We start from the raw sequence: 20,191 nt of genomic DNA, 5'->3' as shown, positions 1-20,191 counted from the left end.
ATGAAAGTCGTTGTCGTCGGTAAAGGTGGAAGAGAGCACGCATTGGCGCAAAAGCTAAAAGAGTCTTCTTTAGTTCATGACCTTTGGGTGTGCCCTGGGAATCCCGGTATGCAGGTCGCGGGTCTTCAATGTAAGGCAGCCGAATCACCTGCTGAAATTGAGGCTTTTTGCCTGCAAAACCAGGTGTCCTTGGTGGTCGTCGGACCGGAAGCCGCAATTCTTTCTGATCTGAAACAACGACTGGAAACTCAAGGTATTTCTTGCTTTGCCCCTTCAGCGAAGGTGGCCGAACTCGAGTCTTCAAAACTTTTTTGTAAAGGTATTCTTAAAGAATCTCAAGTTCCTACGGCCGCTTGTCACGTAGGATACTCTGAAAAAGAAGCGATGACATTCCTAGAGCAGCACGACTTCCAGAAACCCATCGTTGTCAAAGCCGATGGGTTGGCGCAAGGAAAGGGTGTTTGGGTTTGTGAAAGTTTAGAAAAATCCCAAGAAGCAGTTCGTGTTTTAGGCAGTCAGTATGGCTATCCCTTACTCTTAGAAGAGTGTTTGATTGGAAAAGAGCTTTCTGCCTTTGCTTTGTGTGACGGAAAGGACTTTGTTCTTTTGGGAACAGCTTGTGATTATAAGCGCATCACTCCGGATCCCTTCAGTGCGAATACCGGTGGCATGGGAGCTTACAGCCCGTGCGACTTTATCACCTCCCAAGACGAAGAGACAATTCGACAGATTTTTTCTAAGACTTTGTCTTGCTTGCAGGCGAAGAATCTTCCTTATCAAGGTTTTTTATTTGCGGGTTTGATGAAAACCAACGAAGGACTTTTTGTTCTAGAGTACAACGTCCGTATGGGCGACCCCGAGACACAAGCTCTTTTGCCAAGGCTAAAAACAGACTTGGCAAAACTCATAGTCGCTGCCGTCACTCACGAGTTGAAAAATCAAAAGTGCGAGGTGAAAGCAGAAACTTCTGTGCATGTTGTGGCCGTCAGTGAAGGTTATCCCCAAGGTCCATTGAATACGGGACACCCGGTGATGATCGAATCAAAGGTCCATCATCAGTTGTATTACGCTGGCGTCAGTGAAAAACAGAACGCTTTGGTTAATTCTGGCGGACGGGTTCTAGGTGTGACGGCATTGGCGTCATCGCGCAAAGAAGCTCGTGAACTTGCTTACAAAGACATCCAAAAGGTTTCTTTTAAAGGAATGTACGTGCGCGAGGATATCGGACTATGAGACCTGTGCGTATCGCTCTTTTTGCTTCGGGTACAGGATCTAATGCGATGGCTCTTGTCGCAAAAGCTCAAGAGCTTTCAAAAGAAAAAATCGACGTCGCCTTTGTTCTTTCTGACAAATCGGCAGCTCCCGTCCTTGAAAAAGCGCAGAACGCCGGCGTGCGAACTTATCTTGTGGAAAAGAAGACAGATCGTAAAACGCACGAAAGTGAAGTCTTAAAACTTCTTCGTGAGTATCACATAGACTGGATTTTCCTTGCGGGTTACATGCGATTGCTTTCAGCCGATTTTATTCAGCAATTTCGCCACTGGCATGCCGGAGCGGAGCAAATTGTGAACATTCATCCTTCTTTATTGCCTGCTTATCCTGGTGTCGACTCTATAGCACGCGCTTTTAACGACGGAGTCAAAGAAAGCGGCGTGACTCTTCATTTGGTGGATGAGGGCATGGATACGGGACGGGTTTTAGTTCAAGAAATTGTCTCGCGCAAAGAAGAAGCGAATCTTGCGAAATGGACACAACAATTTCATGAAGTGGAACACCGCCTTTATTGTCAGTTTCTAGAGAAAGTGGCTTTGGGAAGCCAAGATACGGTCTATTTTAAGGAGACTCCGTAATGCAAAGAATTTCTGTTCGCAGTCTTTATGATCACAGTACCGAAAATGCTTTAAAAAAGGCTTTTGAAAAAGAAGCGCCTTTGAAAGATCTTCGTCTGCGTCGTGTGTATTGGCTGTTAGAAAAAAAACCAGGATTCGGCAAAGAACTTCGCCTAGACACATTGATGGATAAAATTTTTTTCGATCCTGTTGCTGAAGAAATTCAACATGGCTTTCCAGAATTCCGCTCTCAATCCACCTACGTTGAACTGCGTTTCTTAGCGGGCGTGACAGACAATCTAGCAAGATCAGCAACCGAAGCTTTGATGCTTTTTTCTTCGCAACATAATTCTTCTTGGCAGGATTTTGGAATCGAAGCGCACAGTGGCTGGGAACTTGAAATAGACGGGGATTATTCTCAAAAACAAATCGAAAAAATTCTTTTTCAATCTTTGGCAAATCCTCTTTTGCACAAACTGGAAATTGCCCGAGGAGCTGAACTTCAGCGCTCCAATCCTTGGAGAGAATTTCGTCAGTTTTGGCAGTCACCGGTTTTAGAAGATCGTCGTCTTCAACTTTTTGATCTGAATTTGGAAACATTGAAGCGAATCAATGAAGAGCGCGGTCTGGCCTTGGTGGATGAAGAAATCACAACGATTATTCAGCACTTCTCGTCTTCGGAAATGCATCAAGCGCGAGCTTCTTTAGGGTGGGCGAATAAAATCACGGAAGTAGAGCTAGAGTGCTTGGCGCAAACTTGGAGCGAGCACTGTAAGCACAAAATTTTCGCAGCGGAAGTCAATTACACCGAAGAAAAAGGGGACTTCCCCGCCGTTGGAAATAAAAACATCACAAGTCTTTATAAAACTTATATTCAAAAGGCCACAAAAGAACTGGAATCATGTGGCTACCTAGTTTCGGTTTTTAAAGACAATGGCGGTATCGTCGATTTCGATAAAAACATCAACGTCTGTGTTAAGGTGGAAACCCACAACAGTCCGTCTGCACTGGATCCCTTCGGCGGAGCGCTGACGGGGATTCTAGGGGTGAACCGCGATATCCTTGGTTGTGGCTTAGGGGCTAAGCCCATCGCAAATACGGATGTCTTCTGTCTTTCCAAGAAAGACTTATTTCCTTCTGCAGATTCACCAAAGCGTCCTGAACTTTTGAAAGAGCCCGCCGTGATTTTCCGTGGCGTTCATCAAGGGGTCGAAGAAGGCGGAAATCAAAGTGGCATTCCGACCGTGAACGGGAGCTTTTATTTTGCCAGCGAATTTGCTGCAAAACCTTTGATCTTTGTGGGCTCTCTGGGAGTGATGCCGAAGACGGTGCACGGGCGTCCGAGCGAAAAAAAGCAAATCAAACCCGGCGACTTGATTGTCGTTGCCGGAGGACGACTGGGAAAAGACGGTGTTCACGGGGCGACATTCAGCTCTTTAGCGTTGCATGACCAAGTGTCTTCGAACGTCGTGCAAATCGGCGACAGCATCACTCAGAAACGTCTCCTTGATTTTACATTACAGGCTCGCGATCGTGGTTGGATTCAGGCTATCACGGATAATGGTGCTGGCGGTGTCAGTTCTTCCATTGGTGAAATGGCGCAGTTTTCAGACGGCGCCAGAATGGATTTAAGTCAGCATCCTTTAAAGTATGGAAATCTTGAATTCTGGGAGATGTTGGTCAGCGAATCTCAAGAGCGTATGTCCTATGCGGTGGACCCAAAAGATATCCAAAACTTTATGTCTCTTGCAAAAGACATGGGTGTAGAAGCCACCGTCCTGGGGGAATTTACGGATTCAGGACGATTTGATGTTTCTTATGGGGAAACTCCTTTGGCGTCGTTAGAGCTGCACTTTCTCCATGAAGGCCTTAGCCGCATGAAGATCCCGGCTCACTTTGAAGGACCCAAAAACTATCAGGAATATCATCGCGAATCTCCTCGTAAGACGGCTCCACAGAAAAATGCAGAGGGACTTCTTTCAGCTCTTAAAAATGTTTTAGCGTCCCCTAATGTCGCGTCCAGAGAACCTCTTGTGCGCTACTATGATCACGAAGTGCAAGGTGCCACAAGAGTGAAGCCTTACGCCGGTAAAACTCAGAACGGCGCTAACGATGCGGGTGTCATTGATTTGTCTGTCCATGGTGGTGAAGCAAACAATGCCGTAGCGGTGTCCAACGGGCTGTGTCCTCAGTTTTCTTACTATGACACTTATTTGATGGCACAAAAAGCGGTGGACGAAGCTGTTCGCAATCTTGTCGCAACGGGTGTTAATCCAAAGAAAATGGCCTTGGTAGATAATTTTTGCTGGCCAGATCCCATTGGTAAAAAAACAAATCCTGATGCCGCTCACAAGATGGCGCAATTGGTTCGCGCTTGCGAAGGGATGTACGAGGCCGCTCTTGCCTACAAGGCTCCGCTTGTCAGTGGTAAAGACAGCATGAAAAATGATTTTATCGGAAAGACAAAAGGCGGAGAGACTGTCAAAATATCTGTTCCTCCGACTTTGTTAATGACAGCGATTGGTCAAATTCCTGACGCTGATAAAATCACTCCAGGATTTTTTCAGAATGCAGGCGACGAAATTTATGTCGTCGGAAATTTGACACACAGTTTGTATGCTTCGGCGTTTGCGCAAGAGTTCGAAGTCCAAAGCGATGTGAAACCGGAGTATCCTGTCTTGCACAAAAACATCGAACTTTACCAAAAGATTTATGAAGCTCACCAAGCTTCTGTGCTGTCTTCTTGCCACGATATTTCGGAAGGGGGATTGATGACCGCTCTTGCTGAAAGTGGTTTCGGAAATTCTTTGGGAATGAAGCTTTCGTTCAAAGATCTTTCTTGGGAAGAGCTTTGGTCCGAGACGGGATCCTTGTTCGTGGTCAGTGTTCCTGAAGGTAAAAAAGTCGCTTTTGAAACGCATTTCGCCGGATGGTTTAAACACCTTGGCACCGTTTTAAACGAGCCGGAATTCAAAGTGGAATTTGCCGGGACCTCGGCGAACACATCTTTACAGAGCTTGCAAAAACCTTGGTCCGAAGGGGTTAAAAATGTCTATGAAGCCTAAGTTTTTAGTTCTTTGGGGTGATGGAATCAATTGTGAAAACGAAACGGCGCGAGCGATTGATCTAGCGGGCGGTGAAGCTTGCAAAGTGCATGTGAACGAGCTCCTAAAAAATCCCGCGCTTTTAAGGGATCATCAGGCCATGGTTTTTCCAGGAGGATTTTCTTTTGGAGATCATCTTGGAAGTGGGCAAATTCTCGCGTTAAAGCTCGAGAACACGTTGAAAGAAGAGTTGCAGACCTTCGTGAAAAGCAAACCCGTTCTTGGAATCTGCAATGGCTTTCAGACGCTGGTACGATTGGGACTCTTGCCAGATGCAGATTTTCAAAGATCTTGCGCCTTAGTGAAGAATGAACAAGGTCACTTCATCGATCATTGGACGACACTTGAAAAAAACTCTTCATCGCCTTGTATTTGGACGAAAAACTTACCTGCAGAATTTGTGCTGCCGATCCGTCACGGAGAAGGTCGCTTTGTTTGTCAGGACGAAAAGGTTTTGGGACGCCTCTTGCAAAACCAACAAGCCGTCCTTCGCTATAAAGAAAATGTTAACGGAGCCACCGAGCGTATCGCCGGTGTCTGTGATCCTTCGGGGCTGGTCTTTGCCCTGATGCCGCATCCCGAAGCCGCTTTGCACGATTGGCATTTGCCATTCGCGGGAAAAGCCTGGGGTCTTGAATTTTTTAAAAGTGCAGTTGAATTCTTAAGGGGAAAACTATGAGACAGATTCGTCGCGCCTTATTAAGCGTGTCTGATAAAACGGGTTTAGTAGAATTAGCGAAAGCTCTGGCGGCAAAAAATGTCGAGTTGATCGCTAGCGGTGGAACGGCTAAAGCTCTTGAGACTGCAGGCCTTAACGTCACACCTGTTGAAAAATTGAGTGGGCATGGAGAGGCCTTTCAAGGCCGAATGAAAACCATCAGCTTTGAAATTGCCTCAAGTCTTTTATTCCGTCGTGACGATGCCGGCGACATCGAGCAAGCTGAAAAGCTTGGGATTCAGCCGATTGATTTAGTCGTCGTAAATCTTTATCCTTTTCATGAAACCTTGAAAAAGCAAAGTGGCTTTGAAGAGTGTATTGAAAACATTGATATCGGTGGCCCCACTCTTCTTCGTGCGGGAGCAAAAAACTTTCAGTCTGTGACTGTGCTTTGTGAATCCAATCAGTATTCAGAGTTTGTTCAAGAATTTGAGAATACGGGTAGCACTTCTTTTGAGTTCCGCCAAAAATGTGCATCGCGCGTCTATACGATGACAGCTTTTTATGACATGGCCATCGCAGGTTTTCTGACTCAGAAAAGTGGAGAAGCACTTCGTTACGGTGAAAATCCTCACCAAAAAGCCTTCGTTCTGAAAAATCCATTTGAAGAAGGTTTGGCGCACGCAAAATCCCTTCAAGGAAAAGAGATGTCTTACAATAATTATTTAGACGCGGATTTTGCTCTAAAGACTTTGCAAGATGTGCATTCATGGCAAAAAGACAGAGCTTTACCTACCGCTGTAGTGGTGAAACATAATACGCCTTGCGGTCTGGCGATTGCGGAGTCGCCTCTGCGCGCCTTAGAAAAAGTCTGGAAGGGCGACGAAAAAAGTTCTTTCGGCGGAATCATTGCTTTGAATTTCCCGGTAACCGACGAAGTCGCGACATTCTTTTCCGAAAAATTTGTCGAAGTGATTCTAGCGCCTTCTTTCACCGACTCGGCTCGTGAAAAGTTGAAAAAGAACTGTCGCGTGATGGAAGTCGGCTTAACACCCCATTCCTCTTGGCAAGTGCGCTCGATTGAAGGCGGTGTGCTGATGCAAGAACAAGATAGTTTTGATCTGTCCCAGATGAAAACCGTAACTCAGAAAAAGTTTGCAGTGGATAAAGAAAAGCTCGCGGGATTTGCGGCATTGGCCGTTAAAAATCTAAAAAGCAACGCGATTGCCTTGTGTCGACAAGAGGGCCCTGAGTTTGAACTCCTCACCATGGGGTCAGGCCAAACAAACCGCGTGGATTGTATTGAAAAACTGATCCATTCACGTCTTAGTGATAAAGGCATCAAAGATATTTCTGATGTCGTGCTTTCTTCAGATGCTTTCTTTCCGTTTGCCGATTCGATTCAGGTTGCTGCGAATTTAGGGGTTAAATATATCATTCAGCCGGGCGGCTCTATCAAAGACAGCGATGTGATCGCTGAAGCGGACCGTCTGGATATCGCGATGATCTTTACGGGTCGCCGTCATTTTCTTCATTAAGAAAGGAACAAGTATGTCACAAGTAGATTACAAAGAAGCCGGAGTCGACATCACAAAAGCCGATGCCTTTGTTGAAAGAATTAAAAAGCTTGTTCCGACAACATTCAACGATCAGGTGTTGCAAGGAATTGGCGGATTTGCTGCCGTCTACAAATTGAATGACCAAAAATATCTCGCATCTTGTACCGATGGCGTAGGGACTAAGCTGAAGATTGGTCAGCACCTCGATAAACACCACGGTATCGGAATTGATTTGGTTGCGATGTGTGTGAACGATCTTTTGTGTGTTGGTGCGCGCCCTTTGTTTTTTTTGGATTACATGGCTTTCGGGAAGCTGGATACACGCATCAGTGAAGAATTGATTACTGGCATGGTCGACGGCTGCCGTCAGTCAGGCATGGCATTAATTGGCGGAGAAACCGCCGAAATGCCGGGAATCTATAAAGACGGAGAGTATGATCTGGCAGGCTTTAGTGTCGGGGAGTTAGCGCCTTCAGAAATGTTCAAAGAAGAACACATGAGCGAAGGCGATGTCTTAATCGGTCTAGCCTCCAGTGGTTTTCATTCCAATGGCTATTCGCTTTTACGAAAATTAGTGAAGGATACAGAAACAGACCTTTTAGAAAAGTTGCTTGTGCCAACGCAAATCTATGTGGAAACTTTCACTCATCTTCGCCAAAAGTTTCAACACGGAATTCTTGCCGCCGCCCATATGACAGGGGGAGGTATTCACAATATTCCACGTATGAGTGATAACTTCGATTACACGATTTCCTATTGGCCTTCCGTCGACGAGATGGCGCCTGTTTTTAAACCCATGCTTCAGCGAGCGGATTTATCACAAGAAGAACTTTTCCGTACGTTCAATATGGGTGTTGGCTTCACCGTTTTGGTTAAGAAAGCTCAGGCCGAGGAAGTCCTTGCCGAATTGAATGCTAAAAAAATAAAAGCGTGGAAGTTGGGACAGATCTCTCGCGGTTCGGGTCGAATAACGATGATGGATTGGAAGCTATAAATAAAAAAGGGGAGTCGAAAAACTCCCCTTTTGATTTTTTTAGAACGGCCAAATGCCTCGGCCACGAAGGTGAATGCGGATGTCTTCAGCTCCGGTCATTTCTATATCCAATCGACCATTGAAGTTCCCGATATAATTTGGTCTAAAGTAAACGCGCACCGAACATCTTTGTCCTGAGAAAAGCAAACGTGGGCAGTTTTCGTTATACCAAAATCCATTTCCACTGATGTCGAAATCATTGAAATAGATTGGTAAGCCTCCCGTATTACGAATATAAAAGCGGGCCGATTTTGTTTGATTCAAGTACGTGCGACCGAAGTTGTAGTAAAAATGGCGGGTTTGCGCTTCAACGTCTCCTTGTTCACCTAAAACAATTTCAAACGTTTCTTCATTCGACGTCTTATCATTTACATCCTGCGCGAAAGCAGGAGTGGATAAAGCCATACTTAATAGAAATGGAATTAGATACTTCATGGAACCTCCTTTGATGGCCTTATTTTTTTCTGCTTCAAAGGAAGTCGCAAAATTTTTTTGATTTCTTCTTTTTATTTCATGGGAAGTCCATCTAGGCTGGTGTCGAAGAAGTGTCTGGTGCTCAGGCGCAAAAAAGAGTCTACTTGATTCGTCTTTTTAAGATGACATTGATGTCGTTGATTTCTTCCCGGAAATAGTCGTGCTCACGCAGTTTGATTTCCTGCGGAATTTGCTGGGTTTCAACGGCATTATGAAGAATTCTTTTAACGTTGTACAAAGGACCGACAATTCGACTGGTCAGTTTGTTAAAAACATACACTCCAACAATCATTCCGAAACCGACCGGAATCAGTTGATAGATCAAAATACTGACTTTGTACTTAGCGACAAATTCCAAAGCCGTCATATGACTGACAACGTGTTCAAGCTGGCTTAAAAATATGTACATCGCCAACGCTTGAACCGCAAAGACGGACATGACAAAAATGCCCACGTACATAAGCACATCGTATTGAACTTCGCGATTGACGATCAGACGGCGTCTTTGATTGAAGATTTTCATACTTTTCAGCCTTTTTCTTAGTATAACTCAGCCGCCAAGGTGGCTAAATGAATTCTCTAAGCTGAAAAAGAGGTGTCTCTGGGTGAGACGACCCGCGCCGATAGTTGCCTCGTTCATCCCCGAATGAGAAACTGCAAAAATCCATTATGTCAGGAGTCCCTTTGAAAAAAAATCTTCGTGCTCATCCGATGAGAAATCCGATTATTTTAGCTCTCGACGTCGACACTCGCGATCAAGCCTTAAAAATTGCTGATGATCTCAGTGAGATCGTGGGCGGATTTAAGCTGGGTCCGCGCCTTTGTCTTCGCTATGGCATGGAATTCGTAAAAGAGATGGCGCAACGAGGCCCGATTTTCCTGGATAACAAACACTTTGATATTCCTTCCACAATGGAGGCCGCTGTTCGCGCAAGTTTCGAAGCAGGGGCTTCTTTAGTCACAGTTCACGCTCTCAGCGGAGCCGAAGCCTTAAAAAGGATGGCCGCCGTAGAAAAAGAGCTGCAAAGCCAAAGGCCTTTTAAGATTTTGGCGGTCACTATTCTAACATCTTGGGATCAAGCCTCTGTCCCTGGGAATATGAAAGAACAACCGATTGCTCAGCACGTGACCGATCTGGTGAATTTAGTCAGCTCTTCGGGCCTTCAAGGCGTGGTTTGCTCTCCGCATGAATTAGACCTTTTACAAAACCGCGATCTTTACCTTGTCACACCTGGAATTCGATTTAGTATGCAGGATTCCGGCGATCAAAAGCGTATCATGGGTCCCAAAGAAGCTCTTCGTAAAGGAGCTTCGGCACTGGTCGTTGGAAGACCCATCCTTGAATCAAATAACATCAAGGAAACTGCAACAGATTTTGTAATGGCTGCTTATGAAGAAAAATAATTCTCGTCCGTCTCGTGGTTCTCAATCTCAACGTCCGCAACAAAGCGGTGCTCGCTCCTCTGGGGGAGGTCGTCCTCAAAGCGGCCGTCCACAGCAGGGACGTGGTCCTCATCCTGCCGCTCGCTCTGAAAATCAGATTCCACGCGACTGGCGTATCGTGATCGGGACACATGCGATCAATGAAGTCTTAAACGTGCGTCCTAACCAAGTGAAAGGCATGTGGATCCGTCAAGGATGGGAGCATTCCGGTGACCTTCGCGACATGCACGATCTAGCGACAGAGAAAAGAGTGAAGGTCGATATCAAGCCCGAGAACGTGATCGAAAAGTTCGGTTCTTCACAACAGGGTGCTGCGATTTTCGTCGATGGCGCACCGACTTTGGATATGGATGGTCTGGATAGTTTCGATAAGTCCGTCGTGTTAATGTTGGACGGTATCGAAGACCCGCACAACCTGGGCGCAATTATGAGAACTTCTTGGCTTACAGGTGCTCACGGCGTATTGATTCCCGAAGATCGCGCGGTGGGTCTAACTCCGACAGTTCATAAAGTCGCTTGTGGTGGAGTTGAGCACGTTCCGGTTGAGGAAACGACCAATTTTGCTAACTATGCAGAAGAATTAAAGAAAAAAGGCTATTGGATTTTTGGTCTTAGTCCGCGTGGAAAAAGATCTATTTTTGAATTGGATCTTCCAGATAAAGTTATTTGGGCGATTGGTTCGGAAGACAAAGGTTTGAGAGTGACAACAGAAAGACTTTGTGATGAATTGGTCTTCATTCCGCAGGCTAGTTCTTCGGCGAGTTATAACGCTTCTGTAGCGACAGCTATGGCGTTAACTGAAACTCTCAGGCAGCACGCACCGCGCGGAAACCGAAAAAAATCGTAATCTGGCAAATAATTATCTTTGACGGACTTAGATTTTATCCGTAAAACATTTCGGTTATCTCAGTAAGGCTGGTTTAGCTCAATTGGTAGAGCAGCTGATTTGTAATCAGCAGGTTGCGGGTTCGAGTCCCATAACCAGCTCCATTTTTTCTGGGTCAACATTCACAAAATGGGTAGGTGCCCGAGTGGCTAAAGGGGACGGACTGTAAATCCGTTGACTTGCGTCTACGAAGGTTCGAATCCTTCCCTGCCCACCATTTTGAATGTTAACCCAGATGAAAATGGGAAGAGGAGTTTACTCTTCTTCGGGCACTCTGATAGGGCGGGAATAGCTCAATTGGCTAGAGTATCTGCCTTCCAAGCAGAGGGTTGCGGGTTCGAGACCCGTTTCCCGCTCCAAATTTGTCAGAGTTGGGTATCGCGAGATAAGTTTTCTAAGTTGTGAGGAAGTGCTTCGACAGGTAAATCTTATCGAGGCGCGACCGAGGAAGGTGTGCACCGCACACCGACGACAAAGCAACGAAGAGAAGATTTATCTGGCGATGCACTTGCCCATGTAGCTCAGTGGTAGAGCACACCCTTGGTAAGGGTGAGGTCGTCGGTTCGGCTCCGATCATGGGCTCCACTTGTTACTCGGATAATTTGGAAATTGAAGTTAAGTTTTTAGTTAAAGCGTTTACGACTTTTATAATAAATCTCTGCAGGAGGAATAATGTCTAAAGAGAAATTTAACCGCTCGAAGCCGCACGTAAATATCGGCACAATCGGTCACGTTGACCATGGTAAAACAACTTTGACTGCTGCTATCACTACTACTCTTGCAGCAGCTGGTAAAGCTCAGGCGATGTCTTACGATCAAATCGATAAGTCTCCTGAAGAAAGAGAACGTGGTATCACTATCTCTACAACTCACGTTGAGTACGAAACTGACAAACGTCACTACGCTCACGTTGACTGCCCAGGCCACGCCGACTACGTAAAAAACATGATCACTGGTGCCGCTCAAATGGACGGAGCTATCCTAGTAGTTTCTTCTGCTGACGGTCCAATGCCACAAACACGTGAGCACATCCTTCTTGCTCGTCAAGTAGGTGTTCCTGCTCTAGTTGTATTCATGAACAAAGTTGACATGGTTGACGATAAAGAATTGTTGGACCTTGTTGAACTTGAAGTTCGTGAGCTTCTTTCTAAGTACGAATTCCCTGGCGACGAAATCCCAGTAGTTAAAGGTTCTGCTTTGAAAGCTTTGGAAGGTGACACTTCTGAAATCGGTCGTCCAGCTATCATGAAATTGATGGACGCTTGTGATGCTTACATCCCTGAACCAGTTCGTGCTACTGACAAAACTTTCTTGATGCCAGTAGAGGACGTATTCTCTATCTCTGGTCGTGGTACAGTTGTTACTGGCCGTGTAGAGCGTGGTATCGTTAAAGTTGGTGACGAGATCGAAATCATCGGTATCCGTCCAACTCAAAAAACGACTGTAACTGGTATCGAAATGTTCCGTAAACTTCTTGATGAAGGTCAAGCAGGGGACAACTGTGGTGTTCTTCTTCGTGGTACTAAAAAAGAAGAAGTTGAACGTGGTCAAGTTTTGGCTAAACCAGGTTCAGTAAAACCTCACAAAAAATTCAAAGCTGAAGCGTACATCCTAACTAAAGAAGAAGGCGGACGTCACACTCCATTCTTCAATGGTTACCGTCCTCAGTTCTACTTCCGTACAACAGACGTAACTGGTGTTTGTACTTTGAAAGCTGGAACTGAAATGGTTATGCCTGGTGACCGCGTTGAATTGGCTGTTGAGTTGATCGCTCCAATCGCAATGGAAAAAGAATTGCGTTTCGCGATCCGCGAAGGTGGCCGTACAGTTGGCGCCGGCGTAGTTGTTGAAATCGTTGAATAACGATAACGCAGCATAGGCTAAATTAAAATCACCTGGGGGACTCCTTGACAAAAGGGTCCCCCGCGGTGTTTCTTGGCATGACTAAAAAATAAAATTTTTAGTCAGTTTAAGAACGACTTTTAGACTGCAAAGTTCTCCCAAATAGGGAGATTCTTGATGAGAATTGCTTAGGCCCGAGGCGCGACCGAGGAGAGCGTACTAATAGTACGCCGACGACCGAGCAACGAAGGGAATAAGCGATTGTCATCAAGAAGATCAGCAGGGGTGTAGCTCCAGTGGTAGAGCGAACGACTCCAAATCGTTAGGTCGTGGGTTCGAATCCCTCCGCCCCTGCCAATTTTGAAATCCAAACAAAGAGGAACTATGGAAAAGGCCAACTCTAAGATTTTGACAATCAGCTTTGCCATCGCAGCTATCTTGGTCGGTTTGACAACATCTCTTCTCATCAAAGCTTTCGCGGGCGCGTTCGGGGTTGTAGCAAGAGCTGCGGACTCAGACGTTATCCGTCACGGTGTTCCGGTCGCTTTGGGCTTGGTTGTCTTCGCAGTCCTTCAATTCAATCCTAAAGTAATGGCTTGGGGTGAAGAAGTTGTCTCTGAAATTCGTAAGGTGGTATGGCCTTCTCGTAAAGACACCACTGCCATGACAATTGCTTGTGTGGTGATGGTTCTTATCTCTAGCGTGATCATCAGCTCATTTGATTTGATTTCTGGCTTCTTTATCAACTACCTCATGAAGTAAGGAACGGACCATGGAAAAAAAGTGGTATATCGTTAACGTTCAAACAAGTTGTGAAAACACCGCTAAAAAGGCGATCGAAGAAAAGATCAAATCCAATAAAATGGAAGAATTCTTCGGGGAAATCCTTATCCCTGCGGAAAGCGTTGTTGAGCTTGTAAAAGGCCAAAAACAAACTAAATCGCGTAAATTTTTCCCAGGTTATATCTTCGTTCAGATGTTTTTGAATGATGAGACTTGGCATTTAGTACGCAATTCGTCTAAAGTGACCGGCTTCGTAGGCGGGACTAAAACTCGTCCTCCAGAAGTACCGGAAGCTGAAGTTCTTCGCGTAACGCAGCAAATGGCGGGCGTAGCTGAAAAACCGAAGCCAAAAGTGAAGTTCTCTGTAGGTGAGAATGTGACTGTTATCGACGGTCCATTCAGCAACTTCCAGGGTTCTGTAGAAGAAGTGAACGAGGACAAAGGTAAGCTGAAAGTCCTTGTCAGCATCTTCGGTAGACCAACTCCAGTGGAATTGGACTACATTCAAGTTGAAAAACAATAATTTAAGCGCTACATAGGTAGCACTTTAAGCACGGGGCGCTTCGAATAGGTCGAGGCACTCTTAAAACAAACCTCTTGCAGGAGTGGGTCATGGCAAAAAAAGTTACAGGAATGATCAAGCTGCAAATACCGGCAGGGAAAGCTAATCCAGCTCCTCCCGTTGGACCGGCACTTGGACAGCACGGGGTAAACATCATGGAATTCTGTAAGCAGTTCAACGCTCGTACACAAGCGTTGGGTGATAGCATCATCCCTATCATCATCACTGTTTACCAAGACAGATCGTTTACTTTCATTACGAAAACACCACCGGTGTCTTCTTTGATCAAAAAGGCGTTGAAATTGGAATCTGGTTCCAAACAACCGCAAAAAGACAAAGTAGGCAAAATCAATAACGATCAAATCAAGCAAATCGCTACAACGAAATTGCCTGACTTGAACTGCTTGAAAGTTGAATCCGCAATGTCACAAGTTGCTGGTACAGCTAAGAGCATGGGCATCGATATCGCATAGGGGTGATGTATGGCAGGTAAAAAATTCGAAGCAGCCTCTAAGAAGGTTGATTCTCAAAAAAAATACTCTGTTGAAGAAGCATTCAAACTTGTGGTAGCGACTGCTCCAGCTAAATTTGATGAATCTATCGACGTAGCTTTGCGCTTGGGTATTGACCCTAAGCAATCTGACCAACAAGTTCGTGGCGCGATCTCTTTGCCTCACGGTCTTGGTAAAGAAGTTAAAGTTGTTGTTTTCGCAAAAGGTCCTAAAGAGGCTGAAGCGAAAGCGGCTGGCGCTGACTTCGTTGGTGCTGACGACCTTGTAGCTAAAATTCAAGGTGGTTGGTTGGATTTCGACAAATGTATCGCGACTCCAGATATGATGGCGACTGTTTCTAAAGTTGCTAAGATCTTGGGACCTCGTGGTTTGATGCCGAATCCAAAAATCGGTACTGTAACTATGAACGTTGGTGAAGCAGTAGCTGCCGAGAAAAAAGGTAAGCTTGATTTCCGCGTTGATAAAGCAGGTATCGTTCACGCTGGTATCGGTAAGAAATCTATGGGCGATGCTAAACTTCGCGATAATTTCCTAACTTTGTTGGGTGCTATCGTTAAAGCTAAACCAGCAGCGTCTAAAGGTATCTATCTTAAAACTATCTCCGTAGCTTCAACTATGGGTCCTGGTGTTAAGATTGAGCCAAATGCGGCAGCAGCTCTAACTGCTACTAACGCATAATTTTAAATGTAATTAAAAGCTCCGGTGCAAATCGGAGCTTAAGTTTTTATTGCGATCAGAGACAGTAGGTTTCTTTTAGTAGATGTAATCCCACGACGGTGTGGGGCCTACCGAGATAAGGCAAAAAGTTTCCTAGTTCTAGGTGACTCCAAACCAACCTGAATCGCACAACCTACTTCAGCAAACTGGAGTAGAAAGAATCTAACGAAAGGAGGCTCACTTATGATCACTCGCGCAGATAAAGAGCAAGAGATTAAGCTAATCACGGAGAAATTCGGAAAAGCTAAAGGAGCTTTCATCGTTGACTTCAAAGGCATCAAGGTTGAGCAAGTTACTACTTTGCGCAAAAAATTGAATGCTGCTGAATCAGAGATGAAGGTTGTCCGCAACACTCTTGCAAAAAGAGCGTTCAAAGATCACCCAGCTATTGAAAAGGCATTTGCTAATTCAATGAAAGGTACTAACGCCATCGTATTCTCATACGGTGAAGTGAACGCTACTGCAAAAACATTGGCTGAATTCGCGAAGGACGTTGAAGTTCTTCAGATCAAGTCTGGTGTTATGGACGGTGAAGCGTTGGACGATGCTAAGATCAAATTCTTGGCGACTCTTCCAGGCAAAGACCAACTTCGCGCTATGTTCCTCGGTACACTATTGGGTGCAGGTTCTGCACTTGCTAGATGCTTAAATGCTTACGCTGAGAAACTTGGTGGCGGTGCTACTACTGAAGAAGCTCCACAAGCGTAATAGTTACGTTTGGGTGCTGAATATTTGAATTAACAATAAATTTATATCCTTTGGAGGATTTTAAAATGTCTCTAACTAACGATCAATTAGTTGATGCGTTGTCTCAAAAAACTGTTCTTGAGATCGCTGAACTTGTAAAAATGCTTGAAGAAAAATGGGGCGTTTCTGCTGCTGCTCCTGTAGCTGCTGCTGGCGCAGGTCCTGCTGCTGCTGTTGAAGAAAAAACTGCTTTTGACGTTATCCTTGTTGACGCTGGCGCCAACAAAATCAACGTTATTAAAGAAGTTCGTGGCTTGACTGGTCTTGGTCTTGCTGAAGCAAAAGCCCTTGTTGAAGCTGGTAACAAAGCTGTTAAAGAAGGCGCTACTAAAGAAGACGCAGAAAAAATCAAGAAAGCTCTTGAAGCTGCAGGCGCGAAAGTTACTGTTAAGTAGTTTTTGCTCTTCTTGCGAAGAATCGAAAGCCTCGTGGAAACACGGGGCTTTTTTTTTGCCTTTCGTTCGTAGCGGGGCCGCCTTGGAGTGGAAGGGTGAGGTATTTTAGAAAATTCAGACGCGCGCATCCGGCGCTCGCCGGCCTTGAATACCGCATCCTGCGGGGCCGGAGGTCTGAATTTTCTAAAATACCTCACCCTTCCACTCCAAGGCTCCATGCTACAACGAAAGAAAACATCAAGCCCGTATCAGGGCATTTATCTGCATCAAAAATTAAACTCTTAACGACGTCCTTTTTATTTATCGAATCAACGCTGTCGCGCCGATTGATGGGATGATTTGCTATTCTCTGCCCAAAGGTACCTGCTTCCCTTCGTGTTAATAAGGTACCAGGTTCCTATTTTCGTGAATAGGAAGCAGGTATTTTTTTTCTTTAATTTCAGACGTCATCCATTTTATCAGAAATGAAACTCTTCAGCTTAAATAAGGGTCCTTTGAGGTTTTTTTTTGTTGGCGCTTACTTTGCTTTATAGGTCCGGATTCGATCCCTCGAGTTTTATAGAAGTATTAAATATTTTCGGAGAGGTAAACAAACTATGAAGCACCAAAAATTTCCTGACGTAAATGTGGAGAAATATATAACTGATTTCGCGAGAGAGTGTAATTTTGAAGTCTTTGACTATCGATATACTCCTTGTGAGCAAATGGATGAATATTTAAAGACACTTAAAAATGACAGATGGGCATGGAGTCTTCGTCGACCGGGAAGTCTGGTATGGATGGATATTTCCGTAAATTATCCTTCCTACTTCACGTCGATAATGTTCCAGACTAGCAGCTCTAACCTGAAACGCCATGTGCCTGCGTACTTTCTATTTCATCTGTATTTAGAAAAAATAGTGCAAGCAAAATGGGAAGTTTCTCAACGTCAAAAGGTGGTTTCGGAACAAAGCTGGCCATTGAATTGGAATTTAGAGTTGGAGTTCGCAAAAGAACATCTGAAAGGACATCTTAACGAAGTGGTAGAGGGCCGGGATTGGCCGGAAATTTATTTTAGTTGGGATGATTTTGTTTTGCCGGAAGATGCTGACAAAATTTACGAAGATCAGGTCGCTGTGATCGAAAAAGGGATGAAAAAGAAGGGACAAAGTTGGTTATATCTTTTGAATCCCTTTAAAAAGTGAAAATTGACAGTGTATACCTAGAGAAAATAATTCGGGCCCCGATACTGCTTTTGATAACTTTGTGCAGAAGTTGACGGAAGTTTTAAGAGGGCCTACAAATAGATGGTGATTTACTTCATTCGTCTTTTCTTTTTTGCGTTTGTTATTCTACAAGCCCCTTGGGCGTTCTCTGTACCTTTAGGGACTATTCCCACAATTGAAGAACAAAATCTGCAAGTGCTTTTTAGCTTTCGTTCGGATCTGTGGACTTCTCCTTATACTTACAAAGATTCTCCGGTGCGTATTTTTGATACCGATATTCGCATTCCTCTTTATAAATCTGAAACCTGGAGCGCTTCTGCGAACGTCTTTTCAGAAAGCTTAAGTTTAGGGCGCACTCAGTTTACCTTAGGAGAGCAGGAAGTCTTCATTGCCAATTCTTTGCAAAACCAGGGCGCTGGCTTCGGCGCGCGCCGTGAATTTTCTAATGGCGGACGTTTGGGCTTTTTCGCATCCTATGCGACAGCCAGTGACGTGCCTTGGGGCGAGCCGCGCAACGACTATTTTGATGGAACTATTGCCTATCAAACGGCGCCGGCAGAAAACTACCACTGGATTTTTGCGATCAACCAATCTGACAATCGCGGCATTCACGATGGAAAGCCCTTTCCGTACTTTGGGGTGATTTATAATCTGAGTGAAAATGTAAGAACCACCGTCGGTTTTCCTTTCTTCCGTATTGAATGGGGAGCAGACGTGAATTGGCTGCATAGTTTTGGAATTACCCCATTTGGAATCAACTACTGGGCGCGAAAATTTCTTGAAGATGAGTTTGTTTTTGACGGCAGGGTGGGACTGACGGTTCGCTCTTACATGTTCGACTCTCGCGCCGACGATGAGGATCGTCTGTATTATCAAGAGATCTTCGCCGAAGCTGCTTTCAAAAAATTTGTGACTGCAAAAACGGGAGTGACCTTCGCCCTGGGCGCTGCCGTCGACAGGCGCCTTTATGAATCCGAAAGAATCTATCATCCAAATTCCAAGGTCACCCAGATTGACAATGATTTCTATGGTCGCTTGGGTGTGGAGTTTAAACTATGATCAGACTCCTTTTTTACATCACCGCATTTGTTTTAACGAGTTCTTGCGCTCCCTTTGTAGATTCGCCTTTCTCTGACAATTTGTTACGGCCTGAGCGAAATTTGAATAAGCTTTCGCTGGATAAAGTAGGGAACCCTGAAAGCGATGGCGTGATTCGCATTGCTGTATTTTCTGACCCTCATCAAAACTATAAGGCCACCGACAAAATGGTCTTCCAAATGAATCAAGCCGAAAAGTTTGACTTCGTTGCGGGGCTAGGAGATTTCACGAACTCGGCATACAATCTCGAATATGATGAGTTCATCGAAGCGATTAACCCACTTCGTCAACTCGTCATCAATGCGGTTGGTAATCACGACTCTATCGGTGCGGGACCAGAACTTTATCGCAAGGCCTTTGGGCCTTCCAATTTCTATTTCGAATCCGACAACTATCGTTTTATCTTCTTTAATTCGAACAATCTCGAAAATCCTCAAGAGTTCGACCCGGATTGGCTGAAGGCGCGCGTAGATGAAACGGCGAAAAACATCATGATCTTTTCGCATGTGCAATTACGCGATACGGATCGCTACTTTGACGATGTCGCAGCGACCTTGGGTTACGTGATTGAGCACCCCAGAGTAAAGGTCATCTTTAACGGACATAATCATGTTTATGACCTTTCCACTGATCACGACACTATCATGATGCAATGTGGGCGAGTGGCCGGTGAAGAGGGGACTCACTGGTTAAGTATCACAGTCCAAGGAAATCAATTTTGTGTCACACGTATGGATACAATGGGGAACACATGCTTAACTATCAAGCCTTAGCGGTAGCATTCCTGTTTCTTTTTGTGTCGTCGGCGCGAGCCGATGATTGGCGTGCCGTGGTTGAACGCGCAGGATTCATGGGAACTGTCGCCGCAGGGGCCAGTTACGAGTTTGAGCCTGAACACGCGGTCGATCTTTCTTTGGGTGGTTATCCCATTGATGAAGAAGTTTTCTATCAAGCGAATCTGGTCTATCGTTATTCGCGATGGAATACTCCCGTGCGCGAAGATGTCTGGAGGCCTTTGCAATTTGGATTCTTCTTGGTTTACGCCCTTAATTCTGACAAATACTTTCTAGAGTCGCCAGACAAGTATCCCTACCCTGATTATTATGACTTTACGGCGCTTCGTTACGGGGCCGAGTTTGGAACAACATATACATTTATGCGAAGTCGCATTGGCATCTCATATCGCATCCGCATCTTTGATAACGGTGTGATTGCTATTTTCAATAATAATAATCGCGACCTTCAATACTACATCTCTTCCGGTCTTTCCTTGCAGTATCTGTTCTAATCCCATTTGAGTTGTCAGTGAATTTCAAATAGGACTTTGTGTATCTTAGGCGTCGT

The 20,191-nt window shown here is 45.1% G+C and carries 21 protein-coding genes and 5 tRNA genes; 24 read left to right on the top strand and 2 right to left on the bottom strand.

The genetic code is table 11. The features are described from left to right. Genes purD through purM form a run of 6 tightly spaced genes read left to right on the top strand, consistent with a single transcriptional unit; the run spans window position 1 to window position 8,144 of the window. Window positions 1–1,233: a phosphoribosylamine--glycine ligase gene (gene purD / locus ACLWBD_RS13450; RefSeq protein ID WP_413568526.1), complete on the top strand. Its 1,233-nt coding sequence runs from the start codon at window positions 1–3 to the stop codon at window positions 1,231–1,233. Next, entirely contained in the window at window positions 1,230–1,850 is a 621-nt protein-coding gene (purN, locus tag ACLWBD_RS13445; protein WP_413568524.1) for a phosphoribosylglycinamide formyltransferase, read from the top strand. The genes purD and purN overlap by 4 nt, the downstream gene beginning before the upstream one ends. Next, the gene (locus tag ACLWBD_RS13440; RefSeq protein ID WP_413568523.1) at window positions 1,850–4,894 is read left to right on the top strand and encodes a phosphoribosylformylglycinamidine synthase subunit PurL; all 3,045 of its coding nucleotides are present in this window, start codon (window positions 1,850–1,852) and stop codon (window positions 4,892–4,894) included. Before purN ends, ACLWBD_RS13440 begins: the two co-directional genes overlap by 1 nt. Beyond that, entirely contained in the window at window positions 4,878–5,612 is a 735-nt protein-coding gene (locus ACLWBD_RS13435; RefSeq protein ID WP_063204881.1) for a phosphoribosylformylglycinamidine synthase subunit PurQ, read from the top strand. Before ACLWBD_RS13440 ends, ACLWBD_RS13435 begins: the two co-directional genes overlap by 17 nt. Beyond that, the gene (purH, locus tag ACLWBD_RS13430; RefSeq protein ID WP_413568522.1) at window positions 5,609–7,129 is read left to right on the top strand and encodes a bifunctional phosphoribosylaminoimidazolecarboxamide formyltransferase/IMP cyclohydrolase; all 1,521 of its coding nucleotides are present in this window, start codon (window positions 5,609–5,611) and stop codon (window positions 7,127–7,129) included. Before ACLWBD_RS13435 ends, purH begins: the two co-directional genes overlap by 4 nt. Before the next feature lie 13 nt (window positions 7,130–7,142). Next, entirely contained in the window at window positions 7,143–8,144 is a 1,002-nt protein-coding gene (purM, locus tag ACLWBD_RS13425) for a phosphoribosylformylglycinamidine cyclo-ligase (protein WP_413568521.1), read from the top strand. A 39-nt stretch (window positions 8,145–8,183) separates the two neighbouring features. Here the strand turns inward: purM and ACLWBD_RS13420 are convergent, their stop codons facing one another. Both ACLWBD_RS13420 and ACLWBD_RS13415 read right to left on the bottom strand, forming a co-directional pair. Further along, entirely contained in the window at window positions 8,184–8,618 is a 435-nt protein-coding gene (locus ACLWBD_RS13420) for a hypothetical protein (protein ID WP_413568520.1), read from the bottom strand. Between the two features lie 139 nt (window positions 8,619–8,757). Continuing rightward, window positions 8,758–9,180, bottom strand: a complete 423-nt coding sequence (locus ACLWBD_RS13415; protein WP_413568519.1) for a HAMP domain-containing protein — start codon at window positions 9,178–9,180, stop codon at window positions 8,758–8,760. A gap of 161 nt (window positions 9,181–9,341) precedes the next feature. Between ACLWBD_RS13415 and pyrF the strand changes: the two genes are divergently transcribed. The 18 genes from pyrF (at window position 9,342) to ACLWBD_RS13325 (ending at window position 20,135) form a co-directional block, all read left to right on the top strand. Beyond that, window positions 9,342–10,061: an orotidine-5'-phosphate decarboxylase gene (gene pyrF, locus ACLWBD_RS13410; protein ID WP_413568518.1), complete on the top strand. Its 720-nt coding sequence runs from the start codon at window positions 9,342–9,344 to the stop codon at window positions 10,059–10,061. Then, window positions 10,048–10,947, top strand: a complete 900-nt coding sequence (locus ACLWBD_RS13405; protein WP_413568517.1) for a TrmH family RNA methyltransferase — start codon at window positions 10,048–10,050, stop codon at window positions 10,945–10,947. The genes pyrF and ACLWBD_RS13405 overlap by 14 nt, the downstream gene beginning before the upstream one ends. Window positions 10,948–11,014: 67 nt before the next feature. Next, a tRNA-Thr gene (locus ACLWBD_RS13400) sits at window positions 11,015–11,090 on the top strand. Window positions 11,091–11,117: 27 nt separating this feature from the next. After that, window positions 11,118–11,203: transfer RNA gene (locus ACLWBD_RS13395), tRNA-Tyr, on the top strand. A 65-nt stretch (window positions 11,204–11,268) separates the two neighbouring features. Then, window positions 11,269–11,345: transfer RNA gene (locus tag ACLWBD_RS13390), tRNA-Gly, on the top strand. Window positions 11,346–11,496: 151 nt separating this feature from the next. Continuing rightward, a tRNA-Thr gene (locus tag ACLWBD_RS13385) sits at window positions 11,497–11,571 on the top strand. An 87-nt stretch (window positions 11,572–11,658) separates the two neighbouring features. Continuing rightward, on the top strand, window positions 11,659–12,849 hold the full coding sequence (gene tuf, locus ACLWBD_RS13380; protein ID WP_063204875.1) for an elongation factor Tu: 1,191 nt from the start codon (window positions 11,659–11,661) through the stop codon (window positions 12,847–12,849). 260 nt (window positions 12,850–13,109) lie between these two features. Continuing rightward, window positions 13,110–13,185 (top strand) — tRNA-Trp (locus tag ACLWBD_RS13375). 27 nt (window positions 13,186–13,212) lie between these two features. Beyond that, window positions 13,213–13,590, top strand: coding sequence for a preprotein translocase subunit SecE (gene secE / locus ACLWBD_RS13370; protein ID WP_063204874.1), 378 nt, complete (start codon window positions 13,213–13,215; stop codon window positions 13,588–13,590). A gap of 10 nt (window positions 13,591–13,600) precedes the next feature. Then, the gene (gene nusG, locus ACLWBD_RS13365) at window positions 13,601–14,134 is read left to right on the top strand and encodes a transcription termination/antitermination protein NusG (protein WP_063204873.1); all 534 of its coding nucleotides are present in this window, start codon (window positions 13,601–13,603) and stop codon (window positions 14,132–14,134) included. Window positions 14,135–14,223: 89 nt separating this feature from the next. Continuing rightward, window positions 14,224–14,646 carry a 50S ribosomal protein L11 gene (rplK, locus tag ACLWBD_RS13360; protein ID WP_038448239.1) on the top strand — a complete coding sequence of 141 codons (423 nt, stop codon included), beginning with the start codon at window positions 14,224–14,226 and terminating at the stop codon, window positions 14,644–14,646. Between the two features lie 9 nt (window positions 14,647–14,655). Continuing rightward, complete coding sequence (gene rplA, locus ACLWBD_RS13355; RefSeq protein ID WP_041876464.1) at window positions 14,656–15,363, top strand: 50S ribosomal protein L1; 708 nt, start codon at window positions 14,656–14,658, stop codon at window positions 15,361–15,363. A gap of 222 nt (window positions 15,364–15,585) precedes the next feature. Further along, on the top strand, window positions 15,586–16,110 hold the full coding sequence (rplJ, locus tag ACLWBD_RS13350; protein ID WP_063204872.1) for a 50S ribosomal protein L10: 525 nt from the start codon (window positions 15,586–15,588) through the stop codon (window positions 16,108–16,110). A gap of 65 nt (window positions 16,111–16,175) precedes the next feature. Next, complete coding sequence (gene rplL, locus ACLWBD_RS13345) at window positions 16,176–16,544, top strand: 50S ribosomal protein L7/L12 (protein WP_063204871.1); 369 nt, start codon at window positions 16,176–16,178, stop codon at window positions 16,542–16,544. 704 nt (window positions 16,545–17,248) lie between these two features. Continuing rightward, a complete protein-coding gene (locus tag ACLWBD_RS13340; RefSeq protein ID WP_413568512.1) occupies window positions 17,249–17,728 on the top strand; it encodes a hypothetical protein in 480 nt (159 codons plus the stop codon). Between the two features lie 102 nt (window positions 17,729–17,830). After that, window positions 17,831–18,808 (top strand): hypothetical protein, encoded by a 978-nt coding sequence (locus ACLWBD_RS13335; RefSeq protein WP_413568511.1) that lies wholly within the window; start codon window positions 17,831–17,833, stop codon window positions 18,806–18,808. Between the two features lie 101 nt (window positions 18,809–18,909). After that, window positions 18,910–19,620: a metallophosphoesterase family protein gene (locus tag ACLWBD_RS13330; RefSeq protein ID WP_413568510.1), complete on the top strand. Its 711-nt coding sequence runs from the start codon at window positions 18,910–18,912 to the stop codon at window positions 19,618–19,620. Then, on the top strand, window positions 19,599–20,135 hold the full coding sequence (locus tag ACLWBD_RS13325; RefSeq protein ID WP_413568508.1) for a hypothetical protein: 537 nt from the start codon (window positions 19,599–19,601) through the stop codon (window positions 20,133–20,135). Before ACLWBD_RS13330 ends, ACLWBD_RS13325 begins: the two co-directional genes overlap by 22 nt. Window positions 20,136–20,191 lie beyond the last annotated feature (56 nt).

It is taken from the genome of Bdellovibrio sp. HCB117 (genome assembly GCF_047305915.1).
GTDB lineage: Bacteria > Bdellovibrionota > Bdellovibrionia > Bdellovibrionales > Bdellovibrionaceae > Bdellovibrio > Bdellovibrio bacteriovorus_B.
The sequence above is the reverse complement of the archived record's forward strand: the minus strand, read 5'-3'. Positions and strand labels throughout refer to the sequence as shown.